Origin of the sequence: Paenarthrobacter nicotinovorans, assembly GCF_021919345.1 — a bacterium.
Classification (GTDB): Bacteria; Actinomycetota; Actinomycetes; order Actinomycetales; family Micrococcaceae; genus Arthrobacter; species Arthrobacter nicotinovorans.
Genome location: NZ_CP089293.1, coordinates 254,371 through 269,368, shown reverse-complemented (window position 1 = coordinate 269,368; position 14,998 = coordinate 254,371). Strand labels below are relative to the sequence as shown.

Sequence of the window (14,998 nt, the reverse complement as noted above, 5' to 3'; positions counted from 1 at the left end):
CCACTGGCATGGTTGTCAGCTGCGCTTTCTTAGGAGTCCGATGAAGATGCCCAGCACAACAAGCAAGATCATGCCAATAGCCAAGGTGAGGCCGAAAAGCACTGGCTGGTTTCCGGTTGCCGCGAGCATCGCGGTGAGACCGCCCATGATGGCAACCAATGCACCAAGTACGGCGATGAGCGGGATGAATGCCTTGCTTTGAGTCATTCGCGTCGTCACTCTTTCTGCAGATTGATGTTTGGACAATGCCTGTGGGGGCCGAATCACAATGCCCGGCCCCCACAAGTACTGTCATTTCCTAGGTGATGGCTACGCCGATGCCGATGCCGCCGGCGACAACGCCTGCAGCACCGACTCCGATCGCCACGCCGCCGAAGAATTCTCCCCAGTTCCAAGCCGCGTCAAGCGACTCCAAGGGTTCAATTCCGGCAACGAGGGCACTGAATTCGCTGTTCACATCAAGAGTGGTTTCCATTTCACCTCCCCATAGGCTTCATGTCTGACGGTCTGGAAGGTCAATCTCCTGTGTCAGGTGATCGCAACGCCGATGGCGATTCCGCCGTAAATCAGGCCGCCGCCAACAACTGCGCCTACGCCGATTCCGGCAACCCACTCGCCCCAGCCGGGTGCGTCGAGTTCATCAAGCTGCTCAATCTGAGCCAGTTGGTTCTCCATATTTTTTACCTCCCCCCAAAGAGATAGATGGTCGAACTAATCCATTCACTGGACAAAACTGAACCTAGCAAAATCCGGAGGGCACATCGTTCCCGGGTTTTGTCGCTGGGCCGTGTGACTTGCAGTGTTTGGCAACCCGTGAAATATTCTGCGGCCACAAGCGGATCCGAAGGTTTCCGAACCACTGCAGGCGGAAATTCGGGCCTCCAGGCCTCGGGATGCCTATGACTGTGATGGACCAGTGATTCCAGATTTTGCTGACAGCGAAACAGCATCCCCGTGTCTTCCCGCCAAGGGGTTGGTCAAGCGGCCGGCCATTTGCAGCCCTCCGGAAGGGTCCGAGATGTCAAGCATCTGCTGGTTGTTCCGGAGCTGGAGACGGTTGAGGCAGGACAGCTCGAAGTCCGCCGCGAACAGGTCATGCATGGCGAACTGGTCTGCAAGCTCCGGATGGCGCTGCTGGTATTCGCGCAGCACAGCAGCGGTGGTCTCCCAGAATTCGTCCTCGGCCAGTGTCCCGTCCTCCACGAGAATTGCGGACAGGAAACGGAAGATGCAGTCGAACACGTCGGTGAAGATGGCCAGAACCATTTCCTCGGCGGGGATCTCGGCCTTGACCCGGGAGACTTCTTCCGGCAGCTCCAGCCGGTCCCCCATGACAACGATTTCCTCGGCGATGTCCTTCATGATCGCCCGGACCGGCACGCCGTTTTCGAGGATCAGGATCACGTTCTCCCCGTGCGGCATGAAGGCGAGCTCGTACTCATAGAGACAGTGGACCAGCGGCACCAGGTAGGCCTCGAAGTAGCGGCGAAGCCATTCGGTGGGCGCCAGGCCGGACCGGGAAATCAGGGCCGAAACCACGGAGTTCCCGGACGAATCCACGTGCAGCAATGAAGCCATGGTGGCCAGCTGTTGCCCGTCCTTGAGCATCGGCAGCGGACTCTCCCTCCACAGGGCCGAGAGCATCTTGCGGTAGGGCGAACCCTTGGCGGAAGCCGCCTCGTAGTAGTGGTTGTGATAACCGATGGCAGCGGTTTCACGGATCATGGCCAGGCCCCGGCTCTGGAGCTCCTGGTCATTGCCGATCAGTTCCTGAAGCCAGTCGTTGATGGCCGGCGTTGCCTTCATGTACAGCGGAGACAGGCCACGCATGAAGCCCATGTTCAATACGGACATGGCCGTCTTCACGTACGCCTTCTCCGGTGAGGTGGTGTTGAAGAACGTACGGATGGACTGCTGCGCCTGGTAGTTGTCCTCCCCCGTACCCAGGTTCACGATGTGTCGCTGGGCGATTTCTGCCGCGAACGTCACGGTGAGCTTGTTGTCCCACTGCCACGGATGGACCGGCATGAGGAGATAGTCCTCGGGATCCAGGCCGGACGCGGATAGCTCTGCGTTGAACCACGCCAAGGTGGCCGGCCCGAGTTCAGCTTCGAAGTGTGTCCGGTAGTCCAGCCCCGCGCTCGAGGTGAAAACTGCCTTGCTGCGGTGCACTGCGATCCATTGAAGCTTGACGGTTGCCCCGGTTTCCGGCGCGAACGCATGGTAGTCCGCGATCCCGAAACCAAGCCGGCCGTTGTTGGCCACGAAACAGGGGTGGCCTTCGGTCATGCTGTGCTCAATGGCCTGGAAGTCAGCGGCCGGGTCGGTCCCGCCCGTGATGCCCGCTGCCAGCTCGGCCGAGCTGAACGGCTTGCCCTGCTTATACGCGTGGCTGGCCAGCGTGCTGCTGATCTCCTCGAGGTACACCGGCAGCATTTCCATCCGGATGGCCAGTGCCTCGTGAAACTCGGCGATGAAGTCCAAGGCGTCAATGGGCAACTCCCCGCCGTCGCGCAGGCGCACTATGGAGTCGGCGAAAACAGACCAGTGCTCAAGCTGCAGCAGCCGTGCACGGAAACGGTATTCGGTGGCGTCATCGTCGCTCATTACGCGGTAAAGCCCAATGCCGGCGCCTTCATCGCGAATAAGCTCCGGCACCAGGATGCGTTCGTGCGAGAACTCCGCGATTGCCTTGCGAACCAGATGGCGGTTTGCTGCCGCCCAGCGTTCAGGGGTCAAGTGCGACACGGAATCAACGGCGGTGGTCGTCGCTTTGTCGGCAGTGGTGGTCACAGGGATTCTCCTCTGGTCGCCGCGGCAGGCGCGGCCAGAATCGGGGTCAGGGTGGCGAGGAAATCCTCGCGGGCGCAGAAGCTCAACAGAGCCTTTTTGTGGTCTTCGGCAGGGTCGACGGCGGGCAGGGTCACCACGCCGCGCGGGCGGAAGCCCACCTTTTCGTTGAGGACATGGATCTTGTGGTTGCGGGCGTCAGGCTCGACGACGATCCGCCGGGTTGCGGGGTCCGCGAACAGTTCCGTCATCACGGACTGCATAACGGCCGTGGTGTAGCCCGGTTGCGGCTCACCGACCGGCGGCGACACCAGCAGGTGCATGCCAACATCGCCGGGCTGGACGTCGTAAACGTCCGCCAGCGGCGAAGACTCCGGACGGTACCGCTCCATCAGGAAGGCGGGGACGCCGTCGTCGAGTCCCAGGAACGCTTGGTGGTGACCGGAGGCGGCGATCTTTGAGTATTCCTCCACAACGTCCTGCTCAGTGGCCGAAACCATTCCCCAGAAGCGGGCATACTCCTGGCTCACCCAGCTGTGAAGGACAGGTGCGTCGGCTACGGGGTCCACAGCGCGGAAGGTGAAGCTCATGCCGTCACCCCGGCGTTCTCCGGGACGCCGGCCGGCACGGGAGCGGGCGCTCCAAACTGCTGGAAGGCGATGCTGCGCTCGATCGGGTAGACCTCGCGTCCGGTAATTTCGCGCAGGATGCAGGAGTTGCGGTAGGCGGCCATGCCAAGGTCCGGAGTCACGAAACCGTGAGTGTGGAGTTCAGCGTTCTGGACGAAGATCTCGCCGGGTTCGACGCCGGTTCCATAGTTGCGCTCGACGTCGAAGCGGCCCTTGGAGTCGCGGCGGATGCGGTCGTTGATGCCGGCGAGGAAGGCAGGTTCCTTGTAGCTGTAGCCGGTCGCCAGGACCACGGCTTCGGACTCGAGGCTGTAGTCGCGGCCGTGTTCCTCGTGGTGCAGCTGGAGGGTATGGGTGCCCGTCGCCGCGTCCCACGCCGCTGCGGTCAGTGTCGAATGGGTGTGCAGCTGCGTGTCCACCATGCCGGAGAGGCTCTTGGTATAGAGGAGGTCGTAGATGTCGTCGATCAGGTCCGAGTTAATGCCCTTGTACAGGTTCTTCTGGCTCTTGATCAGTGAATCGCGCTGCTCGCCCGGCAGCGAATGGAAGTAGTCGACGTACTCCGGCGACGTCATCTCGAGCGTGAGCTTGGTGTACTCCAGCGGGAAGAAGCGCCCGGAGCGGGTGACCCAGTTCAGTTGGTAGCCGTAGACGTCGATTTCCTGAAGGAGTTCGTAGTAGAGCTCCGCAGCGCTCTGGCCGCTGCCCACGATGGTGATGCTGCGCTTGGACTGCAGCTCACTCTTCCTCGACAGGTAGTCGGCGTTGTGGAGGACGAGTCCCCCGGCGTGCACTACTCCTGCACAGGAGTCCGGAATGTACGGGGACGTTCCGGTGCCAAGGACCAGTCGACGGGCGCGAAGCACCTCAGCGCCATCCGGTCCCTGCACCGAAAGGCGGTACACGCCGTCGTCGTAGCTGATATCCAGCACATCCGTGCTAAAACGAACGGACTCAAGCTGGCCCGCGACCCACTGGCAGTACTGGTTGTACTCGGCGCGCAACGGGTAGAAATTCTCCCGGATGTAGAAGCGGTACAAACGGCCCGTCTGCTTCAGGAAGTTCAGGAAAGAGAAAGGCGACGTCGGGTCGGCAAGGGTGACGAGGTCCGCCATGAAAGGAACCTGCAAGTGCGCCGGCTCAAGCATCATGCCAGGGTGCCAGTCGAAGGACTCACGGCGGTCCAGGAACACGCAGTCCAAGTCTTCCAGCGGCTCGCTCAGCGCGGCCAGCCCCAGGTTGAAAGGCCCGACGCCGATGCCTGCGACGTCGTAGATCCTGCCGTTGTCAGGGGTGCTCATGCTGCTTCCTCCGTGGTGTTTGCGAGGAGGCTGGCGCCGGTCCTGCGGATCAGTTCGATGATTTCGTGGATGTCCCCCAGGCTGGCTTCAGCGTTGAGGAGGGTGAATTTCAGGTAGTGGCGTCCGGCGACCTTGGTTCCGGCAACGACAGCCTCACCCGAGGCGAAGATGGCCGCACGGATGGCTGGGTTGAGGATGTCTGCCGCGTCTTCGGCCAGTCGTGAACCCTCAGCCTCGGGGCGGTACCGGAACACGAGGGTGCTCAGCTGCGGTGCTGCCGCGAGCTCGAATTCAGGGTCGTCAGCCAGCAGCATGCCCACGCGGCCCGTCAGGTCAATGGCCTCGTCGAAGAGCGCCCCAATGGCGTCCGCACCCATGATGCGCAGCGTGAGCCATAGCTTCAGGGCATCGAAACGGCGTGTGGTCTGGATGCTCTTGTCCACCTGGTTGGGGATCTCGGCCTTCGCGGCGCTCTCAGGGTTGAGGTAGTCCGCGTAGTAGGTGACGTGGCCAAGCATGGAACCGTTACGGACCAGGACTGCACTGGAGCTGACCGGCTGGAAGAAGGTCTTATGGAAGTCCACAGTGACGGAATCGGCCAGGTGGATACCGTCCAAAAGGTGCCGGTAACGCCCGGAAACGATCAGGCCTCCGCCGTAGGCCGCATCGACATGCAGCCAGGAATCGTAGGCGCGGACCAGTGCGGCGAGCTCGGAGAGCGGGTCAACCGAGCCGAAGTCCGTGGTCCCGGCGGTGGCCACGACGGCCATGGGTACCAGACCGGCGTCGTGAGCTTCCGCCAAAGCGGCCGCAAGCGCGGCGGGGTCCATGCGGTGGTCTTCGGCAGTAGGAATCGCGATGACGGCGTCAAAACCGAGGCCCAGCATGGAAGCCGACTTCTGGATGCTGAAGTGGCTGTCCGCGGAGGTGAAGATCCGGAGCCGGTCCAGGAGGTGCGGCAGGCGGGCGTCCCCGTTCGCGGCCCGCAGCTTGGAGACGGCGTGGTTGCGGGCGATCAGCAAGGCCTGGAAGTTGGACTGGCTGCCACCTGAGGTGAAGACGCCATCAGCCTCCGCGTTGAAGCCGATGCGCTCAGCGGTCCAATCGATAAGGCGACGCTCGATCATGGTGGCGCCCGCGCTCTGGTCCCAGGTGTCCATGGAAGAGTTCACGGCCGAGAGCACTGCTTCACCCACCAAGGCGGGGATGACCACGGGGCAGTTCAAGTGCGCTGCGTAGCGGGAGTCGTGGAAGTAGACAGCGTCCTTGAGGTAAAGCTCATCGAGTTCCTCAAGGGCGGCAGCGGTGTCAGGCAACGGACGCTCAAGGTCAACCGCGCCGACCTTCGCTTTGAGATCTGCATGCCCCACACCAGTGAAGGGCCGGGCGGTCCGTTGGACCTTGGTGGAGACGGCATTGACTCCCTGAAGCACCTGCGCCACGTAGCTGGGCGAATTGCGGGCGTTGAACAGCTGGTTTGTGGCAGCGAGGGCCAGCTCCACCTTGGAACCAAAATCCGGTTCCTGAGCGATCCGCTCTTCGACACTGGGTGACGTCACGTCAGCTTCCTTCCGTTTGCGTTGGGGCGCTTGTTAGCAAGGTAAGCCTTACTTAGGTAAGCCTTTCCGTCAAACTTTTGTGACCTATTTCGCTCGGAAGGCGGTTTCTGGGTCCACAACTGCAAGATCGCTCCGTCATTGACTTTTCCGGACGGGGTTTTGCGTGGAGAATACGGCCGCTTTCGGCGGAGACGGCGGGTATTTAGGTCCTTCAGGAGCCGGTACCCCAACCTCGGATCTACGGGGAGTAGAGTGCAGGAACAAGGACATTCCGCGGTTGGGGGACCCATGAAAGACCACGTTCACGAGCGGATCGGTTTCCGCGAAATCGACGAGCATGGCAATGCCGTACAGGCAGTCAGCCCGCATGTTCCGGAGACAGCGGGCCCGCCGCCCCGGCGCCTGTCCGTGAACCCCTTCATCATCGCCCTCTGGGTTCTTGACGCAGGCTTGCTCTGGGTGGGGATCTGGGCCATTAGCACCGCTGCCGCGGCATTGGTCGGGCCCGCGCCGGCGCCGTATCAATCAGCCTCAACGGCCCAGTTCACGTACATGATGTTGTCGAACGCTCCTTACGCGCTCCTGGGCGGCGTTCTGCTCACGGCAGGGCTTCTCTTTTGGCATGCCATCCAGTGGCAAAAAAAGCGGCCAACCGGGTAGTGGATACCTGGTTGGCCGCTTCTCCAAAGGAACAGCGGTCCCGGCTGCTTGAGACCGGCTGCTGGAGCCGCGCGCTAGAGCACCGTGGCCCCGAGGACGCACTTGACGTCCACCCCTGGCTTGGAGACTTCTGCGTTGATGGTCCAGTCGAGAGCTTTGTCTGCTGCGGCATCCTTGAAGGTCTGCTCTCCACGGGCAAGCACGGCAGAAGTCTTTGAATCCACCCAGCTGACGGTGATCTTGACTGCTCCTTTGGCACGGGCCGGAGGAGTCACCGTCCCTTTCGCCGTCACCTTCCCGGGCGCCGTGTCACAGGAGGTCATGGAGGTTGCCTCGATGATGCCAGTGCCCGGGTTCGCCGGCTTTGCCTCGCCTGTGGTGGCGGCTTGGGTTGTGGTCGACGACGGCGGATTGCCCGCTTCGCTGCTTTGCGGCGAAGAGCAAGCGGACAATGCCGAGACTGCAACCAGCACGCCCACGAGGCCCGCGACTGATTTCTTCATGTGATGGCTACCTGGATCTTTCGTGATGTGTAAATGAACGGACGTGTGCGTGGCAGCCGGGCTGTGAACCCGGCTGCCACGCACACTGCTACCTAGGCCTCGGAACGCTTGCGGCGCCCAGCGAGGAACAGGAAGAGACCCGCGCCAACCACCAGAAGGCTGATGGGCAGCACGGTGAGAACAACACCAGTGCTGGCCAGCGACCCTCCGGACTGATCCGACGCCGACGGCGCGGCCGGCGGGACGGTCGGCGGGAAGGTCACTTCAGCCGTTGCAGGTGGCGTGCTCACCGGCGGTCCCGCGGGCGGAATGCCGGTGGCAGTTGCGGTGTTGGCCACCTTGCCTGCGTTGATATCCGCCTGCGTGATGGCGTACGTCGCCGTAGCCGTCACCGTCTGGCCGGGGAGCAGGACTCCCGCATCACCGGGCCAGGCGTAGTTCAAGGCAGACAGACCAGGCATGGAGTCGTTCACCACAACGCCCTTCAGGGGAACGTTTCCGGTGTTCTTCACCGTGAACGTGTAAGTGATCAGATCACCCACATGGGTGGGATCACCTACCGCAGAAGCGTCAGCCGTCTTGGTGAACTCCAAACCTGCCGCCGGGGTCAACGGAGTGTCCGTGGTACCCGGAGGAGGCGTCACCGAGGGACCGGTGGGAGGAGTTCCCGTGGTGGTGGCCGAGTTGGCGACGTGACCGGCATTGATGTCCGCCTGGGTGATGGCGTACGTTGCCGTAGCCGTCACCGTTTGACCCGGAAGAAGGGTTCCTGCTGCACCGGGCCACGTGTAGCTCAGCGCAGAGAGTCCAGCCAGGGGGTCGTCGATGGAGACGTTGGTCAACGTGACGTTCCCTGTGTTCTTCGCCGTGAAGGTGTAAGTGATCAGGTCACCGACCTTGGAAGGCGAGTGAACAGCGGAGGCGTCAGCCGTCTTGGTGAACTCCATGCCCGGAGCCGGGGTCAACGGAGTGTCCGTTTCACCCGGAGGCGGCGTTACCGGCGGACCAACGGGAGGAGTGCCCGTGGTCGTGGCCGAGTTGGCGACGTGGCCGGCGTCGATGTCCGCCTGGGTGATGGCGTACGTTGCCGTAGCCGTCACTGTCTCACCGGGAAGCAGGGTTCCTGCTGCACCGGGCCAGCTGTACGTCAAAGCCGAGAGGCCAGCCAGGGGATCATCAATGACCACATTCTTCAACGTGACGTTGCCGGTGTTCTTCGCCGTGAAGGTGTAAGTGATCAGGTCACCGGCCTTCGACGGGTCATGAACTGCGGAATCATCGGCAGACTTGGTGAACTCCATTGCCGGAGCCGGGGTCAACGGGGTATCCGTCGTTCCCGGAGGAGGCGTCACCGGAGGACCGGACGGAGGAGTGCCCGTCGTCGTGGCGCTGTTAGCCACGTGACCGGCGTCGATATCCGCCTGGGTGATGGCATACGTTGCCGTAGCCGTCACCGTCTGACCCGGAAGCAGCTCACCCGGAGTACCCGGCCAGTTGTAGCTCAGAGCCGACAACCCAGCCAGCTGATCCGTGATGGTCACGTTCTTCAACGTGACGTTACCCGTGTTCTTCGCCGTGAATGCGTACTTGACGATGTCACCCACCTTGGTGGGGTTCTGGACCCCCGAGGCGTCCGCCGTCTTGGTGAACTCCATCGCCGGAGCCGGGGTCAACGGAGTATCCGTCGTTGCCGGAGGAGGCGTCACCGGAGGACCGGACGGCGGAGTGCCCGTCGTCGTGGCGCTGTTAGCGACATGGCCGGCGTCGATATCCGCCTGCGTCACCGCGTAGGTTGCCGTAGCCGTCACCGTCTCACCGGGCAGCAGGATTCCTGCAGCACCGGGCCAGGTGTACGTCAACGCCGACAAGCCAGCCAACGGATCCGTGATTGCCACGTTCTTCAGCGTGACGTTGCCACTGTTCTTCGCCGTGAACGTGTAAGTGATCACGTCACCCACTTCGGTGGGGTTCTGAACAGCCGAGGCATCCGCCGACTTGGTGAACTCCATCGCCGGAGCCGGGGTCAACGGGGTATCCGTCGTTCCCGGAGGAGGCGTCACCGGAGGACCGGTGGGAGGAGTACCAGTAGTGGTGGCCGAGTTCGCAACGTGGCCCGCCTCGATATCCGCCTGCGTCACCGCGTACGTTGCCGTAGCCGTCACGGTCTGGCCCGGAAGCAGCTCGCCTGCGGTGCCCGGCCAGGAGTAGACCAAAGCCGAGAGACCAGCCAACTGATCCGTGATGGTCACGTTCTTCAGCGTGACGTTGCCCGTGTTCTTCGCGGAGAAGGAATACGTGATCACGTCGCCCACCTTGGTGGGGTTCTGGATTGCCGAGGCATCCGCCGTCTTGGTGAACTCCATGCCCGGCTCGGGGGTCAACGGAGTGTCCGTCGTTCCCGGAGGAGGCGTGACCGGAGGACCGGACGGCGGAGTACCAGTGGTGGTGGCGCTGTTGGCGACATGACCGGCGTCGATATCCGACTGGGTGATGGCATACGTTGCCGTAGCCGTGACGGTCTGGCTCGGAAGCAGCTCGCCCGGAGTACCCGGCCAAACGTAGTTCAGGGCGGACAACCCAGCCAAGGGATCCGTGATGGAAACGTTGCTCAGGTTCACGTTGCCGGTGTTCTTCGCCGTGAAGGTATACGTGATCACGTCACCGACCATGGAAGGATCCTTGACGGCCGACGTATCAGCTGACTTGGTGAACTGCATGGCCGGAGCCGGGGTCAACGGAGTGTCCGTCGTTCCCGGAGGAGGCGTCACCGGAGGACCAACAGGCGGGGTGCCCGTCGTCGTGGCCGAGTTCACCACATGACCTGCATTGATGTCAGCCTGGGTAATGGCATACGTTGCCGTAGCCGTCACCGTCTGACCCGGAAGCAGCTCGCCCGGAGTGCCCGGCCAAACGTAGCTCAGGGCAGACAACCCAGCCAACGGGTCAGTGATGGAAACGTTCTTCAACGTGACGTTGCCGGTGTTCTTGGCCGTGAACGTGTAGGTGATGATGTCACCCACAACCGACGGATCCTGGATCGCCGAGGAGTCAGCAGACTTGGTGAACTCCATCGCCGGAGCCGGGGTCAACGGGGTGTCCGTCGTTCCCGGAGGAGGCGTGACCGGAGGACCGGACGGCGGAGTACCAGTGGTGGTGGCGCTGTTGGCAACATGGCCGGCGTCGATATCAGCCTGGGCGATTGCATACGTTGCCGTAGCCGTGACGGTCTGGCCCGGGAGCAACTCGCCGGGAGTTCCCGGCCAGGTGTAAGCCAGAGCCGACAGACCAGCCAGCGGGTCAGTGATGGAAACGTTGCTCAACTTCACGTTGCCGGTGTTCTTCGCCGTGAAGGTGTAGATGATGCGGTCACCTACTACGGACGGGTTCTGGATACCGGAGGCGTCCGCCGTCTTGGTGAACTCCATTGCCGGAGCCGGGGTCAACGGGGTGTCCGTCGTTCCCGGAGGAGGCGTGACCGGAGGACCGGACGGCGGAGTACCCGTCGTCGTGGCGCTGTTGGCGACATGACCGGCGTCGATATCAGCCTGGGCGATTGCATACGTTGCCGTAGCCGTGACGGTCTGGCCCGGAAGCAACTCACCGGCAGTACCCGGCCAGGTGTAAGCCAAAGCTGACAGACCAGCCAGCGGGTCAGTGATGGAAACGTTGCTCAACTTCACGTTGCCCGTGTTCTTGGCCGTGAACGTGTAGGTGATGATGTCACCTACAACAGAAGGGTTCTGGATGCCGGAGGCATCCGCCGACTTGGTGAACTCCATCGCCGGAGCCGGGGTCAACGGGGTATCCGTCGTTCCCGGAGGGGGCGTGACCGGAGGACCGGACGGCGGAGTGCCCGTCGTCGTGGCGCTGTTGGCGACATGGCCGGCGTCGATATCCGCCTGCGTCACCGCGTACGTTGCCGTAGCCGTCACGGTCTGGCCCGGAAGCAGTTCACCCGGGGTGCCCGGCCAGTTGTATGCCAGGGCAGACAAACCAGGCAGCGGATCCGAGATGGAGACGTTCTTCAACGTGACGTTGCCCGTGTTCTTCGCGGAGAAGGAGTACGTGATCACGTCACCCACCTTGGTGGGGTTCTGAACAGCTGAGGAGTCAGCCGACTTGGTGAACTCCATGGCCGGACCCGGGGTCAACGGAGTGTCCGTCGTTCCCGGAGGAGGCGTCACCGGAGGACCGGACGGAGGAATACCCGTCGTCGTGGCGCTGTTAGCCACGTGACCGGCGTCGATATCCGCCTGGGTGATGGCATACGTTGCCGTAGCCGTCACCGTCTGACCGGGAAGCAGTTCACCCGGGGTGCCCGGCCAGTTGTAGGCCAAAGCCGAAAGACCAGCCAGCGGATCCGTGATTGAGACGTTGCTCAACTTCACATTGCCGGTGTTCTTCGCCGTGAACGTGTAGGTGATGACGTCACCCACGACGGAGGGGTTCCGGATAGCCGAAGCGTCCGCCGTCTTGGTGAACTCCATGGCCGGGCCAGGGGTCAGCGGTGTATCGGTGCCCGCAGGGGGCGGGGTCACGGCAGGACCTGTGGGAGGGGTACCGGTGGTGGTTGCCGTGTTCGCAACGTGGCCGGCCTCGATGTCCGCCTGGGTCACTGCGTAGCTTGCCGTAGCCGTCACGGTCTGACCCGGAAGCAGTTCACCCGCGGTGCCCGGCCAGGTGTAAGCCAAAGCCGACAAACCAGCCAGCGGATCCGTGATGGAGACGTTGGTCAACTTCACGTTGCCGGTGTTCTTCGCCGTGAAGGTGTAAGTGATCACGTCGCCCACCTTGGTGGGGTTCTGAACAGCTGAGTCATCCGCCGTCTTGGTGAGCTCCATGGCCGGAGCCGGGGTCAACGGGGTGTCCGTAGTTCCCGGAGGAGGCGTCACCGGAGGACCAACGGGCGGAGTGCCCGTGGTGGTTGCCGTGTTGGCCACGTGGCCGGCCTCGATGTCAGCCTGGGTAATGGCGTACGTTGCCGTAGCCGTCACTGTCTGGCCCGGGAGCAACTCGCCCGGAGTGCCCGGCCAGGTGTAAGCCAAAGCCGACAGACCAGCCAACGGATCCGTGATGGACACGTTCTTCAACGTCACGTTGCCGGTGTTCCTTGCAGTGAAGGTGTAGGTGATGACGTCACCCACGACGGAGGGGTTCCGGATAGCTGAAGCGTCCGCCGTCTTGGTGAACTCCATGGCCGGGCCAGGAGTCAGCGGTGTATCGGTGCCCGCAGGGGGCGGGGTCACGGCAGGACCTGTAGGAGGGGTTCCCGTGGTGGTTGCCGTGTTCGCAACGTGACCGGCGTCGATGTCCGCCTGGGTGATGGCATACGTTGCCGTAGCCGTGACGGTCTGGCCCGGGAGCAACTCGCCCGGAGTGCCCGGCCACGAGTAAACCAGAGCCGACAGACCAGCCAGCGGGTCATTGATGGAAACGTTGCTCAACTTCACGTTGCCGGTGTTCTTCGCCGTGAAGGTGTAGGTGATGATGTCGCCGACGACGGACGGGTTCTGGATGTCGGATGCATCGGCCGACTTGCTGAATTCCATGGCGGGGCCAGGAGTCAGCGGAGTGTCGGTGGTGCCGGGTGGCGGGATGACGGGCGGACCGGTCGAAGGATTACCCGAGGTGGTGGCCGAGTTGGCTACGTGTCCTGCGTCGATGTCCGCCTGCGTGATGGAGTAGGTTGCCATGGCGGTGACAGTCTCGCCCGGAAGCAGAGTACCCGGGGTGCCGGGCCAGCTGTACGTCAGGGTGGAGAGGCCAGCCAGCGGATCGGTGATGACAACATCCGTCAACGCCACATTTCCGGTGTTGGTAGCCGTGAACATGTAGGTGATCTTGTCGCCCACTACAGCCGGCGACTGAATCCCGGACGCGTCCGCGCTCTTGGTGAACGTCATCGAAGGAGCCGACTGCGCGGTGTTGGTCAGCACGCAGTCAATGTCGGCGCCGGCCACAGGTACGAGCGCCAGGGATCCCTCAAATGCAACGCCGCTTGGCAGATTGGCCTGCAGTCCGTTGGCATCTGTACAGGTGATGGTCTTCGCGTAATCGGACAAGTTGGAGCCACCCGACTCGGTCAGGTAGTAGCTGGCACCAGTGTCAGCGACGTACTTCCCCGTGGTGCCGGTTCCGGTGGAAACGGTGGAGCCGGAACCACTGGTGGTGGAGTTGGCGGGGTTGCTGACAACCTGGCCGGTGGCAGAGCCCGAACGGATCTCCATGGTGAACTGATCAGCATCAGACAGTCGCGGAGCGTCCAGGGCCTTGCTCAAGGTAATCCGGGGGGCACGCACAATGAGCGTCGCGTCTGCCGGCGGGTTCAGGTTGGTGACGATGTTATCCGGACCGTTGACGTACGTTCCTTCGGTATCCGATGTGACGTCAACCGTGACGGTGCAGGACTCCATGCCGGCAGCGAGGTCGCCGCCGGTGACAGAGATGGAATTGCCGCCGGCGACCGCCGTCTTGACGAACGGCGCAGTGCCCGCAGCCTGAACACAGGTCCCGCCAATATTGGGGGTACCTGCGACAACCAGCCCGGCCGGAAGGGTATCCGTAATGGACCAGTCGCTCTTGGCCTTGACGTCGTCAGTGTTGGTTACGGTCAGGGTAACCGTGGAGGTTCCACCCGGCCCGATGAGGGCAGGCGTGAAAGCTTTGTCCAGCTGCGGCGTTACATCCACGATCTGGGGAAGGTCGAAGGTCACATCGTTGCCCGACCCGGTGGTTGCTTCGTTGCGAAGCTCCAAGCCCAACGATGGCGAGGTGCCCTCGGGAATCTTGAACGCGCCGGACTGCAGCTTGGTGACCTGGACTTCCGGCGAGGTGCTGCCGCCGCAGGGGTCGAGACCCGTCCCCAGCACGATCGGTGTGCCGTTGACCAGGAGGCTGAAAGTCTCGCTGGCGTGCGCCGCGTGGCAGTTAACCTCCGCAAAGTACGCCGAGACAGCGTAGTAGTGGCCGGATACGGCTGGGATGGAATTCTTTGTCGTCCGGAACATCACGCCGGGATCGATCACGCCGGAGCTTGCGTTGGTGTACTCGGAGAGAGCCTGGTTGCTGGCGGCTTGGGCAGCAGTTTGGCCCTGAGCCAGGCCAAGCGCCTGAGCCATGGACCGGATCTGGTTCCAGCCTGCCGGTTGGTTCCTGTAGCAACCCAGGTCGGTTGGCGGCGTTGGTGTTGAAGAGTTGAGGATCCATCCGTCGCACTGCCCGCCGGCGGGCGTATACGGGGTATCGGCCGTGTACGTCTCATTGGCGGCGGCGGCGCCTCCGGTGTAGTTCAGGAGGCTGATGGCATTACTTGTCGCGTTCTGGTTGGAGAAATCCTCCGTGTAGACCGGCGTCCCTGGCTGGGTGACGCCCGGGGTTCCCGGCGTGGTTGCCAGGGCTGGCGGCGCCATGGCACCACCCACTCCCAGGGAAATTATGGCTGTAGCGAGCGCACCCGCCAACAGCTTTCTTGGATATGAATGTTTCATTGGCTCTCTTGCCTGTCTGGACCACGCCTGGGATCCGGTCGAGCTTGGAATCCTCGCGTGATGGCTGTG

General features: G+C 62.7%; 10 protein-coding genes. 1 reads left to right on the top strand and 9 read right to left on the bottom strand.

Annotated features, from left to right (window positions below; all coding sequences use genetic code 11):
• Positions 1-15 precede the first annotated feature (15 nt).
• The 7 genes from JMY29_RS01320 to JMY29_RS01290 all read right to left on the bottom strand — a co-directional run bounded on the left by JMY29_RS01320 (position 16) and on the right by JMY29_RS01290 (position 6,279).
• Positions 16-207 (bottom strand): hypothetical protein, encoded by a 192-nt coding sequence (locus tag JMY29_RS01320; RefSeq protein ID WP_018778971.1) that lies wholly within the window; start codon positions 205-207, stop codon positions 16-18.
• 91 nt (positions 208-298) lie between these two features.
• A complete protein-coding gene (locus tag JMY29_RS01315; protein ID WP_018778972.1) occupies positions 299-475 on the bottom strand; it encodes a hypothetical protein in 177 nt (58 codons plus the stop codon).
• A gap of 53 nt (positions 476-528) precedes the next feature.
• A complete protein-coding gene (locus JMY29_RS01310) occupies positions 529-675 on the bottom strand; it encodes a hypothetical protein (protein WP_018778973.1) in 147 nt (48 codons plus the stop codon).
• Positions 676-897: 222 nt separating this feature from the next.
• Positions 898-2,793: an IucA/IucC family protein gene (locus tag JMY29_RS01305; protein WP_189076395.1), complete on the bottom strand. Its 1,896-nt coding sequence runs from the start codon at positions 2,791-2,793 to the stop codon at positions 898-900.
• Positions 2,790-3,380, bottom strand: a complete 591-nt coding sequence (locus JMY29_RS01300) for a GNAT family N-acetyltransferase (RefSeq protein ID WP_079582630.1) — start codon at positions 3,378-3,380, stop codon at positions 2,790-2,792. Before JMY29_RS01300 ends, JMY29_RS01305 begins: the two co-directional genes overlap by 4 nt.
• Complete coding sequence (locus JMY29_RS01295) at positions 3,377-4,720, bottom strand: lysine N(6)-hydroxylase/L-ornithine N(5)-oxygenase family protein (RefSeq protein WP_189076394.1); 1,344 nt, start codon at positions 4,718-4,720, stop codon at positions 3,377-3,379. Before JMY29_RS01295 ends, JMY29_RS01300 begins: the two co-directional genes overlap by 4 nt.
• Positions 4,717-6,279, bottom strand: coding sequence for a pyridoxal phosphate-dependent decarboxylase family protein (locus JMY29_RS01290; protein WP_272932232.1), 1,563 nt, complete (start codon positions 6,277-6,279; stop codon positions 4,717-4,719). The genes JMY29_RS01295 and JMY29_RS01290 overlap by 4 nt, the downstream gene beginning before the upstream one ends.
• Positions 6,280-6,567: 288 nt before the next feature.
• On the opposite strand from JMY29_RS01290, the gene JMY29_RS01285 reads away from it, so the two are divergent.
• Entirely contained in the window at positions 6,568-6,939 is a 372-nt protein-coding gene (locus tag JMY29_RS01285) for a hypothetical protein (protein WP_189076393.1), read from the top strand.
• Positions 6,940-7,013: 74 nt separating this feature from the next.
• On the opposite strand, the gene JMY29_RS01280 is transcribed toward JMY29_RS01285, so the two are convergent.
• Both JMY29_RS01280 and JMY29_RS01275 read right to left on the bottom strand, forming a co-directional pair.
• On the bottom strand, positions 7,014-7,442 hold the full coding sequence (locus JMY29_RS01280; protein WP_055977230.1) for a hypothetical protein: 429 nt from the start codon (positions 7,440-7,442) through the stop codon (positions 7,014-7,016).
• Between the two features lie 92 nt (positions 7,443-7,534).
• Positions 7,535-14,929 carry a DUF7507 domain-containing protein gene (locus JMY29_RS01275; RefSeq protein ID WP_229778649.1) on the bottom strand — a complete coding sequence of 2,465 codons (7,395 nt, stop codon included), beginning with the start codon at positions 14,927-14,929 and terminating at the stop codon, positions 7,535-7,537.
• Positions 14,930-14,998 lie beyond the last annotated feature (69 nt).